Source organism: Sphingobacterium sp. GW821-FHT03E03 (assembly GCF_059420745.1).
On sequence record NZ_JBWKUH010000002.1, the window covers coordinates 24957 to 48216 of the forward strand.

The 23260-nt window shown below is 39.6% G+C and carries 10 protein-coding genes; all 10 read left to right on the forward strand.

Annotated features, from left to right (window positions below; translation table 11 throughout):
- Positions 1-88: 88 nt before the first annotated feature.
- The 10 genes from AC07UV_RS03510 to AC07UV_RS03555 all read left to right on the forward strand — a co-directional run bounded on the left by AC07UV_RS03510 (position 89) and on the right by AC07UV_RS03555 (position 23240).
- Positions 89-2455 carry an ABC transporter permease gene (locus AC07UV_RS03510; protein ID WP_495182737.1) on the forward strand — a complete coding sequence of 789 codons (2367 nt, stop codon included), beginning with the start codon at positions 89-91 and terminating at the stop codon, positions 2453-2455.
- A gap of 101 nt (positions 2456-2556) precedes the next feature.
- A complete protein-coding gene (locus AC07UV_RS03515) occupies positions 2557-3240 on the forward strand; it encodes an ABC transporter ATP-binding protein (protein ID WP_104385115.1) in 684 nt (227 codons plus the stop codon).
- Between the two features lie 103 nt (positions 3241-3343).
- Positions 3344-5761 (forward strand): ABC transporter permease, encoded by a 2418-nt coding sequence (locus tag AC07UV_RS03520; protein ID WP_495182738.1) that lies wholly within the window; start codon positions 3344-3346, stop codon positions 5759-5761.
- 46 nt (positions 5762-5807) lie between these two features.
- Entirely contained in the window at positions 5808-8213 is a 2406-nt protein-coding gene (locus AC07UV_RS03525) for an ABC transporter permease (RefSeq protein WP_495182739.1), read from the forward strand.
- A gap of 199 nt (positions 8214-8412) precedes the next feature.
- Positions 8413-10830, forward strand: a complete 2418-nt coding sequence (locus AC07UV_RS03530; protein WP_495182740.1) for an ABC transporter permease — start codon at positions 8413-8415, stop codon at positions 10828-10830.
- 57 nt (positions 10831-10887) lie between these two features.
- Positions 10888-13290 carry an ABC transporter permease gene (locus AC07UV_RS03535; RefSeq protein ID WP_495182741.1) on the forward strand — a complete coding sequence of 801 codons (2403 nt, stop codon included), beginning with the start codon at positions 10888-10890 and terminating at the stop codon, positions 13288-13290.
- A 50-nt stretch (positions 13291-13340) separates the two neighbouring features.
- On the forward strand, positions 13341-15749 hold the full coding sequence (locus AC07UV_RS03540) for an ABC transporter permease (protein WP_495182742.1): 2409 nt from the start codon (positions 13341-13343) through the stop codon (positions 15747-15749).
- Positions 15750-15808: 59 nt separating this feature from the next.
- Positions 15809-18190, forward strand: coding sequence for an ABC transporter permease (locus tag AC07UV_RS03545; protein ID WP_495182743.1), 2382 nt, complete (start codon positions 15809-15811; stop codon positions 18188-18190).
- Between the two features lie 84 nt (positions 18191-18274).
- Complete coding sequence (locus tag AC07UV_RS03550) at positions 18275-20635, forward strand: FtsX-like permease family protein (protein WP_495182744.1); 2361 nt, start codon at positions 18275-18277, stop codon at positions 20633-20635.
- 214 nt (positions 20636-20849) lie between these two features.
- Entirely contained in the window at positions 20850-23240 is a 2391-nt protein-coding gene (locus tag AC07UV_RS03555) for an ABC transporter permease (RefSeq protein ID WP_495182745.1), read from the forward strand.
- Positions 23241-23260 lie beyond the last annotated feature (20 nt).

Sequence of the window (23260 nt, forward strand, 5' to 3'; positions counted from 1 at the left end):
GTTTAAATTGACAAAATAAAGCCAGCGGGGTACCACTGGCTTATTTAAGCAAAATCCGAATAAGCAACACCAATTACACAATACCACAATGATAAAGAACTTTATAAAAACAGCCTTTCGAAACCTTTGGAAAACCAAAGGTTACAGCTTTCTCAATATTTTTGGGTTAGCGATTGGCATTGCAGCGGCAGCGTTGATCTTTTTATGGGTAGAAAATCAGTTAAGTTATAACGATAACTTCCCCAACAAAAAGGATATCTACATCGTCAAGTCAAAACAGACCTATGATGGTGCAACCTTTGTGTTCGAATCAACCCCCGGTCCCCTGGCACAAAATATAGCGAAAGAGATTCCAGGCATTAAACATGCCGTACGTATGACATGGAATAGCCCAATGTTATTCTCTGTTGGTGACAACAATTTATTTCAAAATGGGCTATATGCTGATGCGACCGTTGCGGACGTGCTTTCCCTTGAATTTATGGAGGGAGATCGTAAGACCGCGTTTGACAAAGTAGATAACATCATTTTATCGGAATCTGGTGCGAAAAAATTATTTGGTAACCAACCAGCTCTAGGCAAAACAGTGAAGACCAATAACAAGGACCTTTACATCGTTTCAGCCATTACAAAAGACCTCCCTAAAAATAGTAGTTATGAATTTCAATGGTTAATTCCCTTCAAAAAATTTGAGTCTACCCAAGACTGGCTGACCAGATGGGACAATAATGGTATCCAGACTTTAATTCAGGTTGAAGAAAATGCAAATGTTGATCGTATCAACAAACAGCTAATGAACTACGTCAAAAACAGAACCAATGGAGAGGTTACTTTTTCACAAAACTTCCTATATCCAATGGAAAGATGGATTACGTATAACCGTTTTGACAACAGTGGAAATGAGATAGAAGGAAGCTTAAAAAATATTCGTCTATTCACCATTATTGCGTGGATCGTTTTGCTGATTGCCTGTATCAATTTTATGAATCTCGCTACCGCCAGATCCGAAAAAAGAGCAAAAGAAGTCGGTATGCGCAAAGTTGTCGGCGCAACTCGTCAATCGTTGATCGGTCAATTTCTCGCAGAATCATTGGTCCTAGCCTCTATCTCCTCTTTAGTCGCTATTTTATTGGTCTATATCTGTATTCGGCCATTTAATACCATGATTGGCCAAGACCTTCAGGTCGATTTATTAAAACCGATGCATCTTGCCTTTGTCATCACAATTACTTTAATATGCGGACTATTTGCAGGAAGCTATCCCGCATTCTTTCTGTCCGCTTTTAAACCACTATCTACGATCAAAGGAGCAAAGCAGAAAGCCGGGACCGGAAGTCTTATCCGCAAGGGATTAGTTGTGCTACAGTATACCGCATCAGTTGTACTGATCATTTGTACGATTATCATTTATCAGCAAATACAACACAACAAAAATAAAGACCTGGGTTTTGACAAGAGCCAGGTACTGACCACCGCATTGCAAGGGGACATGGCCAAACATCTTCCCCTGATCAAAAACCAGCTCATCGCAACTGGACTAGTGGAGCAGGTCGGTGTCAGTGATGTGAGTATTCTCAACATTTACAACAACACCTCTGGCTTCAATTGGGAAGGAAAAGATCCCAACAAGAGTATTCTGATCGGAATGTTTCGCGCAGATGAAGGATTAGTACCCGCATTAGATCTTAAAATGTTTGATGGAAGAAACTTCCACGCCAACTTACTAGGTGACAGCACTTCGGTTCTTATTAATGAAACCCTGGCTAAATTAATCCGCAAAGATGGTCATGTAGTGGGTAGTATCCTTAATTACGGCGAAGAAAATTATACTATTGCCGGAGTCGTCAAAAACTTTGTTTATAACAACGTGTATGCCGATCCAGATCCGATGTTATTTATTCCGCTAGTCAGAGAGAGTGGCCTATTGAATATCCGGACAAAAGCAGGGATTGACCTCCCACAAGCTATTCAGCAAATTGAAAAGATTATTGTAAAAAATAACCCCGGATTTCCTTTCGATTACAAATTTTTGGATGAAACCTTCAATAGCAAATTTCAGGCTGAACTTTTTATACAACAGCTATCCAGCGTATTTGCGATTATATCCATTATTATTTCATGCTTAGGCCTATTTGGTTTAGCCGCCTTTGCGACAGAACAACGTGCCAAAGAGATCAGTATACGTAAAGTCCTCGGTGCCTCTGTTTCAGGCCTTATTCAGATGCTTAATCGCGAATTTATTATCCTTATTGGTATCTCCTGTATCATTGCATTCCCGATTGCCTGGATTTTCATGCACAAATGGCTCGCAGATTATGCACATCACGTCACTATTTCTTGGACAGTCTTTGTACTGAGTGGCCTATCTGCGATAATAATAGCCTTATTAACGATTAGCTCACAAGCTTTTAAAGCAGCGATAGCCAATCCGACCAAGACACTCAGAGACGAATAAACAGAAAAATAAACAATTTACAAGAATAGAATTAAACAGAATAATAACCGTCTAAAGCGATTGCCGAGGACCCAAAACATAAAACCATGAGCGCAAAAAATATGATTAAAATAACCAATCTTCAAAAGTATTACCGCACGGAAGAAGTAGAGACTGTCGCATTGAACAATTTGAATATTCACGTAAAAGAAGGTGAATTTGTTGCCGTGATGGGTCCTTCTGGTTGTGGCAAATCAACTTTACTGAATATAATCGGACTATTGGATGATCTGGATGAAGGGAGCTATTTATTCAACGAGATCGAAGTGGCCAAATTTAAAGAACGCGGCCGTTCGGATCTGCGTAAGCACAATATCGGTTTCGTATTCCAGAGTTTTAATCTGATTGATGAATTGACGGTATTTGAAAACGTGGAACTTCCTCTTGTCTATACCAATGTCCCAGCAGCCGAACGTAAGAAACGTGTCGAAGAAGTACTGGAGAAGGTACAGATCATGCACCGCCGCAACCACTTTCCGCAACAGCTTTCCGGAGGACAGCAACAGCGTGTAGCCGTTGCGCGTGCAGTCGTCAATAATCCCAAATTAATTCTTGCCGATGAGCCTACCGGTAATCTGGATTCCAACAATGGTAACGAAGTGATGCAGCTCTTAACGGAGTTGAACGAAGCTGGCACAACCATCGTCATGGTAACCCACAGTGAACACGACGCCAAATTTTCGGATCGTGTCATCCGTATGCTGGATGGCCAGGTCATTATGGAAACAACATCATTAGGATCCTAGCAAAGCTAGCTATCCATTTTAAGGACAAAAAATGTGCTTAAAAACCTAAAGCGCTTACCTATGAAGGATCAAGAGCTGTTAAACGAGTTTAAAATATAAAAAGATGAAAGGTTTAAAATTAATTTTGAGACAATGGGGACGTAACCGTCTGTTTACCTTCCTGAATATCATCGGTCTAGCGATCGGGGTTAGCGCAAGCTGGATTGTATTTCGAATTGTCAATTACGAATTCAGTTTTAACCAGAATCATCCCGACAAGGAACGGATTTATAAACTTTACTCGGCATTTAAGGAAGGTGAAAATATCCATCGTTTTGATGGGACCCCCTACCCTCTTGGTGCTTATCTCGGTGGTAATTTAAAGAAAGATCTGACCGGATTGGAATTGGTCGCACCTATCGCTAATCGATCATTTGAAAGCATTAAGGTAAAGCGTTCCAACAACGAAACATTGGAATTCAATGCGCAGGACAAAATTGTTGCAGCCACTACGGACTATTTTAAACTTGTTCCCTACAAATGGATTGTTGGTAATCCCAATACTGCACTCAAAAACAACAATGAAATTATCCTGACAGCCTCCCGCGCAAGGCAATATTTTCCTGATACAGATTTAAAATCCCTTCTTGGCAAAACAATACAATACGATGATCAGCTTCTTACGGTAACCGGGGTTATTGCCGACTTAGACTATCCGAGCAGTTTTGTCAATAAAGAATTTATCCGTGTAAACCCCAATCCTCAAGAAGCAGAAAATTGGCAGAATTCAAGTTCAAATTTCCATGTTTATGTTAAATTAACTGAAAATGGACAGCCTTCGCAAGTGATTGCGCTAGCTACCAAAAAGTTTAAGGAAATGGCTGGCGAAGAATTTAAACAGTACAATATAACTCCTGGTTATGAATTAGCACCACTGACGGACTTGCATTTCAATAAATTCATCCTGGACGGAAGCGACAAAAAGGTGTTATTCGGGCTTATAGGTATAGCGATATTTCTCCTTATACTGGCTAGTATCAATTATATCAACCTGACAACGGCTCGTGTTCCTGCCCGGGCCCGAGAAATTGGTATTCGAAAAACATTAGGAGAACAACCCAGACACCTGACACTGTCCTTTATCAAAGAAACCTTTTTTACCTGTCTATTTGGGCTATTATTCTCCTGGCCATTGGTCAAGATATTTGAACTTACCTTTAGTACATATCTTCCGGAAAATATAAATGCCTATTCAGATGGTTTATCCGTTTTTATCTTTCTATTGAGTCTTATTATCCTACTCACGTTGGTTTCCAGTCTATATCCAGCTTATGTTATCAACAAAGTACACGTTGTAGAGGCCATCAAAATACATGCAACAGATAAAATTTCGTTTGGTGGCATTTCGCTCAGAAAGGTTCTCATCGTCTTTCAATTTGTAATCGCTCAGGCTTTTGTCGTACTGACAGTGATCATGGGTTTACAGCTACAACATGCTTTAAACAGCGATGTTGGTTTTCAGGATGATGCTGTTATTACACTCAAACTGCCCTATAGAAAAGCGGAAGATTCAGGTAAAAGTCCATTTCTGTTGAAAGAGCTCCTTCAAAAATATCCTGAAATAGAGCAGGTTTCGCTAGGTCACCTCCCAATGAATAACGACCAATGGGGAAATAATATCGTTATGCAGAGCGATACAGGTCAGATCTTGGTCAATATGCCCTTTAAATATATCGAAGAAAATTATTTGGATGTATTTAAAATGAAACTACTGGCTGGACGGGCACTTAAACTTTCAGATACGACCTCTGGAATACTGATCAATCAAAAGGCTATTAGTAAGTTTGGATTTAAATCCCCAGCAGAAGCAGTCGGAACAATTGTTACCGTAAGCGATCGTCCAACGACAATTGTTGGTGTATTGGCCGATTTCCACAACTTTAATCTCCATGCTCCATTAGAACCCCTTGCTATGCAAATCTCAACCAACAAGGGCACGCTGCAGAATATTAATATCAAATTAAATGGAGATCCTAAAAAATGGCCTCAGGCGGTTGCATCCATAAAGACCGAATGGGAAAACGTATATCCAAATGCACCATTTACCTACCAATTTTATGACGAGCGGATCAAGGAACTCTATGAGAAAGACTATCGTTTTTATAAAATAATCAATTTGTCAACATCAATTACCATTTTATTAAGCTGCTTGGGATTGATCGGTTTAGTGACATTAACTACGCATCAACGGACAAAAGAGATCGGTATCCGAAAAATTTTGGGAAGCACGGTCAGTGGAATTGTGCTCCTGCTCTCAAAAGATTATATCAAACTCATTGTTATCTCGATCCTAATTGCTACACCGATTGCCTGGTTGGCGATTGATAAATGGCTAACAGACTTTGCTTTTAAAATAGATCTCAGCTGGTGGATGTTTATCATTCCAGCGATAGTAACTATTGGCGTAGCATTTTTAGCCATGAGCTATCAATCCGTCAGTGCCGCCCGTGCAAATCCCGTAGATAGTTTAAGAGATGAATAATAAAGAGCCATTTTGTAAAATATAAACCCAATAAAACTGAATTGTGATGAGTAATATGAAATTGATTTTTAGACAACTCTGGCGACACCGTCTTTTTACCGTTCTGAATGTATTGGGACTTGCCATAGGTATAAGCGCCTGTTGGTTTATCTTTCGTATTGTCAATTATGAATTTAGTTTTGACCGACAACATCCAGACAAAGAGCAGATATACAAGGTATATTTCCATACACAGGATAAAAATACAGATGGGGATTTTGACGCAGTACCATTTCCCCTTCCTTATTACCTGAAAGAGAACTCGCAAGATGTCGAATTGGTTGTACCTTATTATAATCGTTATTTTGAAATCGTAACACCAGCTTCCAAAAGTGAAACGCCCACAGAATTTGCCGGACAGGAAAAGATTTTTGCAACGACTGCCGACTATTTTAAAATGGTACCCTATAAATGGCTTGTCGGAAGTCCGCATCAGCTTTTCAAGCTCCGGAATGAAGTCGTTCTTACCGAATCGCGTGCGAAAGCCTATTTCCCAAAACTGCAAAATCAGGATATTATAGGCAAGACCATTTCTTATGACACGACACAGTTTACTGTATCTGGCATTGTAGAAGACCTAAGTTACCCAAGTACTTTTATTGGTAAAGAATTTATCAAAATACCTGATCAGGATCCGAATTTAAACAATTGGATGATGTTGATGAACTATTATCAGTTATTCGTCAAAGTCAAATCTGCCAATCATCTTAAAAATCTCGCGAATACCATCGATCAAAAATTAGTGCAGATGAATGGCGAAGAATATAAAAAAGAGAACTATAAGCAAACCGCCCGTTTTTCATCATTATCTGAGCTGCATTTTAATCCTATTATACAAAATTACAGCAATATCAAGGTGTTTTATGGACTTATCGGAATAGCTGCCTTTCTACTTGTATTAGCTGTGATCAATTATATCAATCTAAGTACCGCGATGGTGCCTATGCGCGCACGATCCATCGGTATACGGAAAACACTGGGGGAACGGGAAGTCTATTTGACCCGAAGCTTTCTAACAGAGACTTTTTGGGTCGCACTATTCGCCCTCTTGCTTTCTTGGCCTTTTACAAAAATGATGGAAATACTGTTCAGCGATTTTATCCCTTCGGACATCAACAACTACAACGATCAGTTCAATCTGTTGTTATTTATCATTGGGTTACTCGTCTTAATCACATGCTTCTCTGGAATATATCCATCGATATTGATCAACAAAGTAAAATTGATCGAGGTCATGAAAATAAAGACTTTATCCAACAACTCAAACAAGGGAATATACCTCCGCAAAGGACTGATTATCTTTCAGTTTATTATCGCTCAGATTTTCCTTATTGGCACTTTCGTGATCACCATTCAGATCAAACATATGCTCAAGAGCGATCTGGGATTTACTAAAGATGCTATTGTGACCGTATCAATTCCCAATCGGGCTGCTGATAAAGCAACAACAGATCCATTTGTATTTAAACAGGCCTTATCCAAATATCCCGAAATCACCCGTGTCTCCTTGGGACATTTTCCTATGGATGATAGTTATTGGGGAAATAGAATCCGTAGATATGGCGAAGAGGAAATCAAAAATAGAATCATGCAATACAAGTATGTTGATCAGGATTACATTGACCTCTATGATATAAAACTTCTTGCCGGCCGCAAATTAATGATGTCTGATACGAGTTCTGGGATCATAATCAACGAAAAAGCAATGACCGAACTGGGATATAAGAATGTTGATGAAGCAATCGGACAATCTGTTATCTCCAGAGACAAAAATGTAAAAATTGTAGGTATTATAGCCAATTTCCACAGCAAAGATCTTCACCAACAGTTTAATCCTATTGTGATGGAAGTTTCATCCGGTAGAGGCCCACTCGGACACATCAACATCCGTCTGGATCATGATCCAAAAAAATGGTCGACTGCCTTGGCAAACCTCGAAAAAGAATGGAAAAATATTTATCCACATGCAAAATTCAGCTATCGCTTTTATGACCAGGAGATCAAATCCCTTTACGAGACTGACATGCGACTGTCCAAGATTATCAATTTGGCAACTGCAATAACCTTATTGCTGAGCTGCCTTGGCCTCGTCGGCTTAGTTACGATAACAACTGTACAGCGCACAAAAGAAATTGGAATCCGCAAAGTATTGGGAAGTTCAGTTACGGGTATCATTGGTCTACTGTCTAAAGATTACATCAAACTAATCATCATTTCAATATTGGTATCAACGCCAATTGCCTGGTGGGCCATGCACGAATGGCTGCAGGATATCACATTTAAGATAGATATACAATGGTGGTTATTTTTTATACCTGCCGTACTCACGATAGGAATAGCATTTTTGACATTAAGTTTTCAATCATTGCGGGCCGCACGTGCAAATCCAGTCGATAGTTTAAGAGATGAATAAAAGAAGCTCAATAGTGATCAGAGAAAGTAATGGGTCTCAATAATGAGCCCATTGCGCTCTCTACATACATCATCTCAATTAGAACTGAGAGCAGTATTTATCACGATAAATGTTTAAAAGGCAAATAAATGAAATACTAAAGTTAGCGTTGCTACGAAAAGCAACTTACTGAACTAGATAATTTTAAAAAACAGCAATCATGATACAAAATTATATTAAAATAGCCTGGCGCAATATTCTAAAGAATAGAGGTTATGCCACCATAAATATTGTAGGTCTCGCCATCGGTTTGGCTTGCTGTTTATTAATTGTTATTTATGTACAGAATGAACTTTCCTACGATAAATATCATGTCAACAAAGACCGCATTTTCCGCATCGCACATGACTATAAAGAAGTCGGCAGCACAGAACAACATCAAATCTGGAGAAATGCTCCGATCGGAGAAGCTCTGAAAGCCGACTTCCATGAGATAGAGAAGATCGTTCAATTCTCCGGGCAAACGTCCATCCTACTCAAGCAAGGAGAAAATAGATTCCAGGAAGAAAATGTATTTTTCATGGATTCTACAGCATTCGATGTATTCAGTTGGAAAATTTTGGCTGGAAATCCACATACAGCATTAAAAAATGCATATTCTGTTGTATTAACAGAAAGCACTGCTAAAAAGTATTTCGGTGATCAGAATCCCATTGGCAAAACCATTGAAGGGGGATTAGCAGCAGGTCGCGCTGATGCCGGTCTGTATACGGTAACAGCTGTGATGGCAGACGTACCGGCCAACTCACATTTTACCTTCGATGCTTTACTATCTATGAGTACCTTTCGAAAAGCAAGACCGGGTGTCTTCGAAAAAGAAGGTTGGGACTATGTAGATTTTTACACCTACTTTTTGACATCTAAAGAATTTGATAGTACAAAATTCAATCAGAAGATACCTGACTTTCTCAAACGGCACATCCCTGTACATGAAAATGCCAATTCAAAATACAGTTTCCATCTCGAGCCCATGCTTCAGGCATATATGCACTCCACTGCGGATCGCCAACCAGGAACAACGGGTAGCTTTCAAAATTTGTACATTTTCGCGATTATCGGGGGATTTATCCTGCTGATTGCCTGTGTTAACTTTATGAATCTTGCCACCTCTAGATCCATGGAGCGTGCCAAGGAAGTCGGTGTCCGAAAAGCTATCGGTGCCAATAAAAGCAATCTGATTCTACAGTTTATGTCTGAGTCGCTGGTACTTGTATTTATCGGCGGTATATTGGCTATCGCTTTAGTCATTGCCTTTCTCCCTTTTATGGAAGCTTTTTCCGGTAAACAGTTTGGTTATTCAACCCTCCTTAACAGCACGACATGGACTATTTTCATTTTAGTAACACTTATAACCGGGATATTAGCCGCCAGCTATCCCGCATTGATCCTGGCAAATTTTAAACCGATTAAAGTTCTTAAGGGGACCTTTAGCAACAGTAAAGGTGGGACATTGTTACGTCGGGGTCTCGTCGTCTTTCAATTCTGTCTTTCTATTGCATTGATTGCAGGTACTGTGATTGTATTCTCACAATTGAATCAACTGCAACAGCAAGACCTTGGATTTCAAAAAGCACAACGTCTAATCATCGACTATAATTTCGATGAAAAAGTCAACAATAACTTAGAGGCAATCAAAAATATACTCGCAAAAGATAAAGATGTACAGTCGGTGACGGCTTCACGCACAGTTCCGGGAGCATTTTTTCCAAATGCCGGCACAGAAATTATGTCGATAGATGGTAAAATGACCAATTTCGCTCCTTCTCTATATGAGGTAGATATAGACTTTATCCCCAATATGGGCATCAAGATGGCAGCAGGAAGAGCTTACTCACGCGATTTTCCAGCAGATAGCGCCCATTCACTTGTGATTAATGAATCGGCAGCCAAATTATGGGGCTATTCAAATCCACAGGATATCATCGGCAAACAATTTAGACAGTGGGGCAAAGAAGGTACGGTCATTGGTGTTGTAAAAGATTTCAATTACCTGTCTCTGCATCGCAAAATTGAGCCTCTAGCGCTACGACTTGAGCCAAGTAGCAGCCGTTATCTGGCCGTGAATCTACAAAATGTCAATCAGCAAACAATTGACCGAATTGGCAAATTATGGTCCGAACTCGCCCCTCACCGCCCTTTTCTATATAGTTTCTTAGATGATAATTTTAACCGTCAATACGAAGCCGATTTTAATTTTAGAAGACTCTTTACAGCCTTTTCAAGTCTCGCTCTTTTCATTGCTTGCTTAGGTTTACTTGGACTGGTAACCTATACGGCTCAACAGCGTACCAAAGAAATCGGGGTCCGCAAAGTGCTTGGTGCTTCCATATACAATTTAGTGCTGCTGCTTTCTTCCGATTTTATCAGACTATTAGTCATTGCGCTTTGTATCGCTACACCATTATCATGGATAGCAATGAATAAGTGGCTGGATAATTTCGCCTACCATATTGAGCCAAAATGGTGGATGTTTGCTTTTGCTGGATTTTCAGCTGTTCTTATTGCCCTGGTCACCGTTAGCTTTCAAACGTTTAAAGCCGCTAAAGCCAATCCGGTAGATAGCCTGAGAGATGAATAAATAGTATACAATCAAGAACAAACTTAATATATCAGCACGAAACAAATAGATACGATCATGATCAAAAACTACATAAAAACAACCTGGCGAAGTATTCGGGCCAACCGATTTTTCAGCATCCTTAATATTAGCGGATTAGCGATTGGCATCTGTGTATCCCTTCTGCTATTTGCTTTTATCCGTCAGGAACTGAGCTTTGATACTATGTATTCTAAGGCCGATAATATCTATCGTTTGCACATGCAGCTGTCGGCAGAATACAATCGGGAGAAAATGATCAATCTGCCAAATGCTGTGGGGCCTGCTCTGAAATCAGATATTGCCCAGGTCGACAATATGGTACGACTTGTAAAAGATGGCTTTGGAGCAACAGCTTCCATCCGCACCGGAGAGGAAAATTTCAATGAGAAACAATTATACCTAGCCGATTCAACGCTGTTTTCCATCTTTGATTTCCAGTTTATTGAAGGTAATGTTCATGCAGCGTTTCTAAATAAAAAAAGTATTGTCCTTTCTCAATCAACAAAAGAGAAATTGTTTGGTAAGATTGAAGCACTAGGAAAACTCATTTCCATTAACCAAAGAGATACCGTACAGGTTACCGGTGTATTCAAGGATCTTCCCGTAAATAGTACACTGGACTGTAATATGGTCATGAATATTATGGATTCCTGGATGGGACAAAATGTCTATTGGAGTAATGCCAGCTATGAAACGTATATATTACTAAAAAAAGGATCAGATCCAGCTGTCGTTGCGCAAGAGGCAACGAAGCTGATTGACAAATATGTCGAAAAAGATAACCGATATTTTACCCAATTTTTCCTTCAACCACTATTAAAGGTCCATCTCTACTCCTCAACTCTTGGAGAGGGAGTCACCAAACGTATTGGGAACATTGACACTATTCGGACACTATCTGTCCTTGCTTTTCTTGTCATCGTGATTGCCTGTATCAATTATATGAACCTGGCCACGGCAAAGTCACAAAAGAATGCTAAAGAGGTGGGTGTAAATAAGGTACTGGGAGCTACTAGAGGCCAACTCATTCTCCGCTTTTTTGTCGAAACCGCAACAATTAGCCTATTTGCGATGACAATCGGTGTGGTTTTGGCCATTATTTTGATTCCGATGTTTAATTCTATCGGCAATACAAATATTAACATCAGACAACTTGTGAACTGGGATATGCTAGGGATATTGGCGCTATCCTGGTTTATGATTACGTTTATTGCAGGTAGCTACCCAGCCTTATTCTTATCGAAAATCAAATCGATCGCATTGATGAATAAAGGTTATAACAAACAAGGGAAAACAGTTCTGATCAGACAAATATTGGTGATATGCCAATTTACGATTTCGATTATATTAATCATCGGCATTAGTGTGATGCTCACCCAGATGAATTATATCCGAAATAAAGACCTAGGTTATCAACCTGAACATGTGGTCTCTATTCCTATCCGTTCTTTCCGGAGCCAGGAAAAACTCAATACACTCAATCAACAGGTCCAAAGCTTATCAAATACGCGATCCACCACGTTCGCACAGTCCATACCAGGAAGTAACGAAAGTGGAAAAACAACCTATAAACTCAGCACAGATAAACAGGGGTTACCAACACTAAGTTGTGTTACTTATGGAAAGACAGTAAATACACTTGGATTAAAACTGCTTGCTGGAACAGATTTACCCGACATTTGGGGACGTCCAGATTCCACCTGTTATATGTTGATCAACGAGAAAGTACTGAAATACTTAGGATATAAATCTCCACAGGAAGCCATTGGAAAACATATTGTCACTGAGATGAGCCCGACCAACTCGATCATCACCGGTGTCGTCCAGGATTTTAATTATGCAAACCTTAAATCTGAAATCGGGGGTTACAGCTATTACACCATGAATGATCCCTCGGAATCACCACGCAACTTATTGATCCGTTATAAAACAACAGATGTTCAAGGATATATCGAACAAATAAAGAAGATATATACGACTGTTTCTCCAGAAGCTGCATTCGATTTTTCCTTTTTAGATCAGCATGTGCAAGACCAATATGAAAATGAAATTCGGTCATCCAATGTCATGAGCATGTTTTCGTTTCTTACTCTTTTTATAGCCTGTCTAGGTCTGTTGGGATTAGCAGCCTATACCACCGAAGCCCGAAGCAAAGAAATAGGTATCCGCAAAGTTTTGGGAGCCAGTGTTCCGAGCATTATTCATTTACTTTCATCAAATTATATCAAACTGATTCTTCTTGCCTTTCTTATTGCTGGACCGATCGCTTATTATCTATTCAGTCATTGGTTAAATGATTTTGTGTATCATATTGAGATGCCATGGTGGGCTTACCTGATTGCGATAATATCAGTCGCGCTGGTCGCATTTATCACGATAGGATTCCAGACATTTAAAGCCGCACTATTGAGTCCGGTAAATAGTCTAAGGGACGAATAGACCTTTAACTATTTCTACATATGGTTGAATCAATTTAAAACTAAACGACAATGATTGGAAACTCACTAAAAACAGCTTATCGTTTCTTGAAAAAACACAAGCTGATTACATGTATCAATGTCATGAGCTTAGCGATAGGCATTACAGCAACATTAGTCATTTTTTTGATGATTCAATACGACTATAGTTTCGATAAAAATGTTCCAAACCGCGAACAGGTTTATCGTATTGTCAGTAACGGTGATTTTAAGAATGCAGGTGTATACATGCCTTTAGTACGAACTATGGAAGAAGAGCTACCTAACCTCGACGCAGTAGCCCCGATATATCGAAGTCATGTTCAAAAATTAAAAATCACATCCAATAGCAACAAAGCTCAAGTTTTCCCTAAAGAGCAAGGTATTTTACTGACCAATAGTCAATATTTTGATATTTTACCCCGCAAATGGCTATCCGGAAATCCACTTAGCCTAAATACAGCTGGCCATATCGTATTGTCAGAAAAGACACTGGAAAAATTCTATGGAGATGAGTTACCCGCCGATGTCATAGGCAAAACCATTGTGTATGCAGACAGTATCCCACTCCAGGTTGTAGGCGTAGTTGAAAATGCACAGCAAAATTCAGATTTTAATTTTGACAGTTTTATCTCCGAAAAAACAATTCCACAGAACAACAGCCTGAAAGAGATGTTTAATTGGGAAGCGTGGAATAGTATTTCCGACTCCCATCAGGTATTAATCAAAACCAAACCGGGTACTGCTCCAAATGGCGTAGAAAGTAACATCGCAAATCTACTCAACAAGTACAGAAACAAAAATGGTAAGACATTTAAGGATAAGCTTATCTTACAGCCCTTATCGGAGGTTCATTTTGACACGACTTTCAATTATGGAGCTACTAAACCCGAAACACTCCGTAACCTGATTTTACTCGCTATATTTCTGTTAGCATTGGGAGCTGTCAACTTTATCAACTTATCTACCGCACAATCTATCGAACGGGCAAAAGAGGTGGGTATTCGCAAAACATTGGGCAGTTCAAAATCCACGTTAATTAAGCAATTTTTAGTAGAGACATTCCTGATTACCCTAACAGCGACACTGTTTGCTGTCCTATTACTACCCTTGTTTTTACGTGTTTTTGAAGGATTTATCCCTCCAAGTTTAAGTCTGGAATTGCTAGATAAAAAATTGATCGTGCTGTTCCTGTTTGTCCAACTTATTCTGGTAACATTATTGGCTGGTTTTTACCCTGCTTGGGTATTGACAGGATATGCTCCGGTATTAGCCCTCAAAAACCAATTGGGGAAAAACACCAATCTTTCCAGAAGTGCATGGATACGTAAAGCACTGACCATTTTTCAATTTGTGATGGCCCAAGCTTTTCTGATCTGTGTGTTGATTGTAATCCGACAAATCAATTACCTATCCCACAAGGACATGGGATTTCAACGGGATGCAATCATCAACATAGATATCCCCGGAGCATTTCAAAACTCGGACAAAGGGTCAATGCTCAAAAACGAACTAATGAAACTTCCTGAGGTGAAAGCCATAAGCTTTGGAAATATTGCACCAGCTATGAATGGATTTATGACCACATCAATGGTTTATGATCAATCTTCGGACAAAAAATCCTTAACTTTTGATAATCGATCAGGAGATGAGAACTATTTAAATGTTTATAAAATTCCACTTTTGGCAGGAAGGAATATTCGTTTACTGGACTCAACAAGCGAAATGTTGATCAATAGAAAAGGTTTAGAATTATTAGGTATCCAAGACCCACAGGATGCAATCGGTAAAACATTTGAAAATGGGGAGTCCATTATCGTCGGTGTTATGGAAAATTTTGACATCACTTCAGCCCATCAGGCTGTCAAACCTGTTCTATACATCGGAAGCAAGACCGGTTATGTGCTTCATATCGCTTTAGACCAAAAGCATCCAGAAAATTGGAAAACAGCTGTTGATAAGATTACATCTACTTACAAAGCTTCCTTCCCTGACGACGAGATCGACCTCCGCTTTGTGGATGAGATTGTCCAAAAATTCTATGACCACGAAAAACGGCTTTCCAAATTGCTGTCCTGGGCTGTGGGGCTTTCCTTATTTATTGCGGGATTAGGATTATTTGGGTTAACTATATTTACAGCAAATCAAAGAACAAAAGAGATCGGCATACGTAAAGTTTTGGGTGCTTCCGTATTACAGATTACCATTTTATTGCTTAAGAATTTACTTACACTAGTGGCTATAGCCTGTTTGATTGCGTTCCCGATTGCCTATTACTTTATGCATCATTGGTTAAATGATTTCGCATATCGCACCGCAATAAATCCATGGATTTTCGGCTTATCTGCCCTAGGCTTGATTGCATTCGCAAGCTTCGTGCTGTCAACCAAAAGTATTATGGCCGCAAAAGCAAATCCAGTAGATAGTCTAAGAGACGAATAGATCAGGTGATGGCGGCGAGAATGGCATACAGTTAATTTTGAATCTAAAAACAGATCGCAATGATAAAGAATTTCATCAAAACCGCATGGCGCAGTATTTTTTCCAACAAATTCTATAGCGCTATCAATATCCTCGGGTTGACCGCAGGATTAGTTGTGGGAATCTTCCTATTACTATGGATAAAGGATGAATTGTCCTTTGACCGTTTTCACAAGAATCAAGGCTCGATCTACAAAATTGGGATTGAGGGTGGAACGGGGATCTCAAAACGAATATTTGGATCTATCATTGCCCCAGTTGGGAGTTTTGCCAAGAGAGAAATTCCCGAAGTTCAGGACGCTGTACGTATCCTTAGGATCGGTGATGCCGCCATCAAGTATAAAGACAAACGATTTAGAGAAAAAAATTTCGCTTTTGTAGATCCAAGTTATTTTAGTGTTTTTGATTTCCCGCTCATTCAAGGTAACCAGAAGCTGCCTTTTCCTGATAACAATTCCGTTGTTCTTACCGAGACCACTGCCCGTCGGTATTTTGGTGATGAAAATCCAATCGGCAAAACTGTGGTATTGGGAATAGAAGATTTATGTGTAGTAAGTGGAGTTATCCCCGACTATCCCGAAAACTCCTCCTTTCAATTTCAGGTACTCCTCCCCCTTTCACGGTTTAATGAACAGACTTACATCAAAAACAAAACCACCTACGACAATAAAACCTATCTGTCATCGATGGATGAAGATTGGTCGAGTTTCTCCTTTGGAACCTACCTGCAGTTGAGACCTGATGCAAACCCCGCTGTGGTGGCTCAGAAATTACAAAAGATACATGAACGCAATAAACCAGAAGATACTCCCGTGCCCTATGTCACGCAAGAATTAGCGAAGATGCACCTTTATCAGATGGATGGCAGCGATGGAGGAATTGGTACTGTCCATATCTTTATAGGCGTCGCATTGATGATTCTTGTCATTGCTAGTATCAATTACATCAACCTCTCAACAGCGCGCTCCTTATCCAGATCCAAAGAAGTCGGTATCCGTAAAATTATCGGGGCTGGAAGAAAAGAGTTATTTTCCCAATTTATTCTGGAGACGACATTGCTCTTCACAATCGCTGCAACTTTAGCAGTCAGTATTGTTTTTATCTTTCTCCCCTTTTTTAACAATTTCTCTGGCAAACATATTTCTTTGCAGCTATCTAGTATTGATCTCTGGAGCTATATTTTAATCATGTTGATAGGCACATTACTATTGACCAGCATTTATCCGGCATTATTACTTTCAAACTTTGACCCAATCAAAGTATTAAAGGGCAGATTCGGAATGAAGAAATCAAATTTTAGAAAGATATTAGTCGTGTTACAGTTTACGGTATCTATTGTTCTCATCACAATGACGATCGTCATCGGTCGACAATTGGAATATATACGCAACAAGAACCTAGGTTATGAAAAGAGCAATATTATCGCTGTTTCCATGGCTCCTAAAATGGCGCAACATTTTGATGCCGTCAAAAGTGATCTCCTGAAAAATAAAGGCGTAAGTGATGTCATTCGACTTGGAAGGGATATGGTATATGGTGGTGGATCGACAGGAGATAACGATTGGGACGGAAAGCCCAGCAATTCAAATCTTTGGTTCAGCATTACGCATTCGGATCAATATGCACTTGATTTTTTCAAGATAAAACTGACTCAAGGGAAAAATTTCACCGGCTCAATGGCAGATTCTACGCATTTTCTCATCAATGAAACTGCCGTTCGTGAGATGGGATTAAAGAATCCAATTGGTACCCGTTTACGGATTCGAACTGTTCCGGGAACCATTATTGGTGTGGTCAAAGATTTTAATTACGCAAGTGTACGTCAAAAGATCGAACCTATGGTCTTTCAATTTAGTCCAAAAGATTGCCAGCAGCTTTATATAAAAACAAACCCTGCCGGAACCGAGTCGGCGTTGCATGCGCTGCAACAAATCTGGAAAAGCTACTATGACGATATGCCTATCAGTTATAGTTTCGTGGACGAAAGCTACCAGCAACAATATATGAGCGAGCAAAAACAAGGAACATTGTTTAATTTCTTTGCCATCATAGCGATACTAATTTCTTGTCTGGGACTTCTTGGACTATGCACGTATACCGCACAACTGAAAACCAAGGAAATTGGCATCAGAAAAGTCCTCGGAGCAACGGTCTTCAATATTATGCAAATGCTGAATAAAGAATTTTTGCTCTTGATCATTATCGCTAATGTTATCGCACTTCCTGTCGCGTTATATTTCACTTCGAACTGGCTAGATGGATTTGCCTTTAGAACAACAGTGCCGATAACCATATTTTTAGGTGCAGGCTTCCTAACGATTATGATTGCCCTGTTTACTGTTAGTTTTCAATCGATCAAAGCAGCTATCGCCAACCCCGTCAAAAGTTTAAAAGACGAATAGCTTTTATTCATAAAAATTAACTCTTTATATATTGAACAATTAATCAGCACACCAAAACAACAAACATAACCATCAAACACCGCCATGATTAAATTATTTTTGAAAACCGCTTTACGCAATCTTAAACGCAACCCCTTAAATACGGCAATCAATATCCTTGGATTGTCCCTGGGATTTACGGTTGCTTTGGTAAGCACGCTATGGATCTTGAAACAGTTTTCCTTCAACCACAATCATGAAAACTATGATAGTATCTATCAAGTCATGTTAACAGGTACATTCAATAATGAAAAATCTACGGGTCATTCTACTCCAGTCCCCTTAGCAAAGGTTATTGCATCTGATTTTACCAATGAGATGCAGGATGTTGCATTGGTCACCAACGAAAGTAACAACCTTAAGGTTGGGGACAAGAAATTCAACGTCGACGGCTTTTATGCAATGGGCAAATTTTCCGAATTGTTTTCATTAAAATCTGTACATGGAGATATTTCTACCCCTACCGCAGCATCCACCATGATTATCTCCGAATCATTAGCCAATCGGCTATTGGGGTCAACTGATGTGATCGGGAAGACTATTCAACTCAACGGAAAAGAGCAATATAATATACTGGGTGTTTTTGAAGATGTTCCTGAAAATAGTACATTTCAAGGATTAGCGTATATTTTGCCTTTTGTCGATTATCTCCACAAAAATGAGGGTGTCGACGAAAGGTGGTCAAACTGCTTTTTTCGCACGTATGGTAGGATTGAAAACCCACACAATATTCTGGGACTTGAGCAAAAACTGACCAATATCTTTAGAACAAATCTTACAGATATCAACCCTGAAATTCTGTTGCACCCCATGTCCAAATGGATTCTTTATGATTCATTCAAAAATGGCAAAAATGCAGGTGGGCAGATTCAATATGTATGTATGTTTGCCTGGATCAGTATATTTATTCTTTTGTTGGCAAGTATAAACTTCATTAACCTCAGTACAGCCCGAAGTTTAAAAAGAGGAAAGGAAATTGGTATTCTAAAATCTGTTGGTGTAAACCGTCGGCAACTGATTGCGGGATTTTTAGTTGAATCCATCCTTTCCGTATCCTGTGCTTTTCTGATAGCACTGATATTAAGTACCTTGCTTCTTCCGTGGATCAATACCATCACCAATACCTCATTGCATGTTCCATTTACGAGTATTCAATTCTACGCATATGCCTTATTGGCAATTCTTATTTTAGGAGTTTCGGCTGGACTATATCCTGCACTGTTCTTATCCTCTTTCAATCCGATCCTTGCGCTCAAAGGAAAGATGAACATCGGTAAAAGAGGATTCAATGCCAGAAAGGGAATGGTTGTTGTACAATTTGCAATTTCCATCTTTTTGATGATTGCAACCTATTTGGTCATCAAACAATTGCACTATACAAAGGATCGTCCGATTGGTTACAAAAGCTCAAACTTAGTCAACATCACTAGCAGTAGTCAATTAATTTCCAAAAACTTTGAGATCCTGAGAAAAGAACTGATCGGTCAACGTTTGATTCAGGAGGCATCACTCACTTCGAATTTTGTAAACAAACTCACTTTAACTGGTGGCGGTTTTAACTGGCAGGGGAATGAAACAAAGGAAGGATCCATTATGGGGATTTTCACGATAGACGAAAACTTTGCCAAAACCGTACAATGGAACTTTTTGAAGGGAAGAAATTTCTCCAAAGATTTCAAGACAGATTCCACAGGAGTAATCATCAATGAGGCAGCGGCCAAATTTATGGGGGTTACAGATCTGACAAGCAAGCAGCCTTCTCGGAGTGGAGTCAACTATACCATTATCGGTATTATACAGAACACGTTATCCGAATCCCCGTTCAAATCCATTACACCTACGGCCTATTTTCTTGATTTTCTTCCAAAAAATAAAATAACACTCAGACTGAATGAACAGCAAAATATCAGTCAAACAATGAAAGCAATCGCTCAACAATTCAATCGCTTTGATCCAGATCTCATCTTTGATTATGCATTCACAGATCAAGAATATGCCAAGCAATTTGAACAAATGGAAATGATCAAAAGCCTGACCAGTATTTTTACGGGGCTCGCCATACTGATTTCCTGTCTTGGACTATATGCTTTGGTCGCATTTCTAACCGAGCAACGTGAAAAAGAAATTGGTATCCGTAAGGTTCTTGGCGCATCAGAAGTTGGTTTATGGAAATTGTTATGCACCGAATACCTATGGTTGACATTAATCGGTTTCCTCGTTGCAGCTCCTCTGGCCTTTCTGTTAATGGAAACATGGCTCGACGATTATGTTTATCGCATTTCAATTAGCTGGACAGTATTTGCCTTTACGGGATTAACGGCACTGGGCATCACCCTAATAACGGTCAGTTATCAAACCATTAAAGCGGCATTGGCCAATCCGGTGATCACATTACGGAACGAGTAGACACACATGTACGGCGACGGACAGCAGACTGTCCGTTTTCGAACATATAACAATCCCACCAAAACACAATACCAACTAATAATCAACAAATTACACTTATGGCAAACGAATTGAATTAGCTATTTCTAATGTGCATGACCAGCAAAAAGCTATCTATTTGGATAAACAGCTTTGCAGGACAGAAAAATTATGGAAAAGTCAAAAACTCAATACGATGATTAAGAACTACCTTAAAATTGCCTGGCGGAATATCAAAAAAAATAAGGGGTTTTCCTTATTAAACATGTTTGGCTTAAGTTTGGGCATTACCTGCTTCCTGTTACTAGCAGCCTATATTTTTCACGAATCAAGTTATGAACGTTTTTTTCCAAATGCCGACCGTTTAGCTTATTTCAGTCTGACCTATAAGGCACCCAATAGCAACGAAGAGGTAAATTCGAGTGTAACACCAACAGCCCTAGCCCCCACCTTGCAAGCAGAGCTTCCCGAAATCGAACAGGCAACCCGATTATTTGAATATTCCAAGGCCGGAAATGTAGAATCGAAAGACGAAACAACGAAGGAAAAAAAACTGATGTATGCTGATCCTAATTTTTTTAACACCTTAGGTTACACATTTATCGAGGGCGATGCAAAACATGCATTAACTGAACCAAATCAAATCGTACTGACTAAAAAACTCGCCGAAAAATACTTCCCAAAACAATCTGCACTGGGAAAAACCTTAGCTATAGATAAAGTCAATTGGAAAGTCTCCGGTGTCATACAAGATTTACCCACAAATACACAGATAAACTTCACGGCCATTCTTTCCAACAAAGATTTAGCACGCTACAAGCAACCAGAATGGTCTTCGGCAAATGACATCACCATCGCGCTACTAAAAAACAAGGACAGTTTTGGCGCCATTCAACAGAAATTAGATCAGATCACCAAAGCGAAATTCGCCGAGGCAACCAAACAAGGTTATCAATTTAGCTTTTCAATTGAAAAACTAATCGATATTCATCTGCATTCTAAGGCTGCGGGTTCTGGCAACCTGGTGTATATCTATATTTTGATGGCTCTAGGAGCTGCGCTTATTATCCTGACGAGCATTAACTTCACAAATTTAATATTGGCACATGCCATCGAACGCAAAAAGGAAATTGGAGTTAAAAAAGTTTTAGGTGCCGCCCGAAAAACGATTTTCTTGCAATTCTTCTTAGAATGTAGTTTGATGGTATTGCTCTCCCTTTCGTTAGGCCTGCTGGCTACATTTCTATTATTGCCCGTATTCAGTTCGTACATGGGAAGCGAAATGCAATTAACGGTATGGACAGATCCCAGGTTCTATGCTATCCTGTTTCTATTTTTTATCGTATTGACACTAATTTCTGGCGGATGGCCGGCCTATTCTATTGCCAGCTCAAAACCAATATCTATTTTCAAACGGAAATTGACGGAGAAACAAAGCGGGATTTCTTTTAGCAAGGTATTGGTCACCTTCCAATTCAGCATATCCATCTTCTTTATCATCTGCACCTTATTTGCGGGACGTCAAATGCAATTTATACAATCCAAAAATACAGGGCTAGACCGCACGAATATGCTGGTCATCGACGGGCAGGGATGGCAGGACAAGGAACGGCAATTGTTAAAAGATAAATTGATCCAGCTCAATAGTGTTCAGGGCGTAACCGCTTCCTATGACAATCCAGTCAATATTCAGGGCGGATATAGCATTAATGAAGTCGAGGGCCAACCAACCGATTTTGAAATGAATGTGACAGCAATTCCTATCGAAAAAGATTTTGTATCGGTCTTCCGTATTAAAACGGTCGCAGGGGAGCCACTTTCTGATACAGATATTTTGCGTGCACGGGATACCGTATCACCAGAATTCGGTTTCGTTGTCAATACACTTGCCGCATCGGCGATGGGATTTACACCACAACAGGCTATCGGTAAGAAAATAAATTTAAACGGCCGTAAAGGCAGTATTAAACAAGTTGTTGCCAGCTTCAACTTCGCTTCACTCCACAATGAGATTAAGCCTATTGTACTTTTTCCTGAATACTATTATTTTGGTAATATTTTCATCCGACTCAACCCAAATACGCCAATTCAAGACGCAATAGCGCAAGTGAAATCGGTCGTGAAAGACATTAATGCGAAAAACCAATTTGAATATCATTTTCTAAATGATGACTATAGCAAACTCTATTTAAAAGATCAACAGACGACAAAAGTCATGCAGCTCTTTTCGATTATTACAATTGCCATTGCTTGTATGGGCTTATTCGCACTATCCGCTTATGCTGTGCAACAGCGTGTCAAAGAAATCGGAATTCGCAAAGTATTGGGTGCTTCCGTATTCAAAATCGTCAAGATACTCAGCGTTGACTTTATGATACTCGTTTGTTCAGCACTTTTGATCGCTATACCATTGGGATGGTACGCCATGCATCGCTGGATGGACAATTTTGCTTATCACATTACACTGGACTGGTGGATATTCATTATCGCAGGATCAAGCGCACTGCTGGTTTCCTTTATTACAATCAGTTTTCAGACGGTAAAAGCAGCGGTGACAAATCCCATTGACAGTTTAAGGGATGAATAATTTTATAAAAAAATAGAAAT

What these genes read in the sequence shown, in the direction of transcription:
- AC07UV_RS03510 (WP_495182737.1), top strand. Translation starts at nt 89, where the DNA reads ATGATAAAGAACTTTATAAAAACAGCCTTTCGAAACCTTTGGAAAACC.
- AC07UV_RS03515 (WP_104385115.1), top strand. Translation starts at nt 2,557, where the DNA reads ATGATTAAAATAACCAATCTTCAAAAGTATTACCGCACGGAAGAAGTA.
- AC07UV_RS03520 (WP_495182738.1), top strand. Translation starts at nt 3,344, where the DNA reads ATGAAAGGTTTAAAATTAATTTTGAGACAATGGGGACGTAACCGTCTG.
- AC07UV_RS03525 (WP_495182739.1), top strand. Translation starts at nt 5,808, where the DNA reads ATGAGTAATATGAAATTGATTTTTAGACAACTCTGGCGACACCGTCTT.
- AC07UV_RS03530 (WP_495182740.1), top strand. Translation starts at nt 8,413, where the DNA reads ATGATACAAAATTATATTAAAATAGCCTGGCGCAATATTCTAAAGAAT.
- AC07UV_RS03535 (WP_495182741.1), top strand. Translation starts at nt 10,888, where the DNA reads ATGATCAAAAACTACATAAAAACAACCTGGCGAAGTATTCGGGCCAAC.
- AC07UV_RS03540 (WP_495182742.1), top strand. Translation starts at nt 13,341, where the DNA reads ATGATTGGAAACTCACTAAAAACAGCTTATCGTTTCTTGAAAAAACAC.
- AC07UV_RS03545 (WP_495182743.1), top strand. Translation starts at nt 15,809, where the DNA reads ATGATAAAGAATTTCATCAAAACCGCATGGCGCAGTATTTTTTCCAAC.
- AC07UV_RS03550 (WP_495182744.1), top strand. Translation starts at nt 18,275, where the DNA reads ATGATTAAATTATTTTTGAAAACCGCTTTACGCAATCTTAAACGCAAC.
- AC07UV_RS03555 (WP_495182745.1), top strand. Translation starts at nt 20,850, where the DNA reads ATGATTAAGAACTACCTTAAAATTGCCTGGCGGAATATCAAAAAAAAT.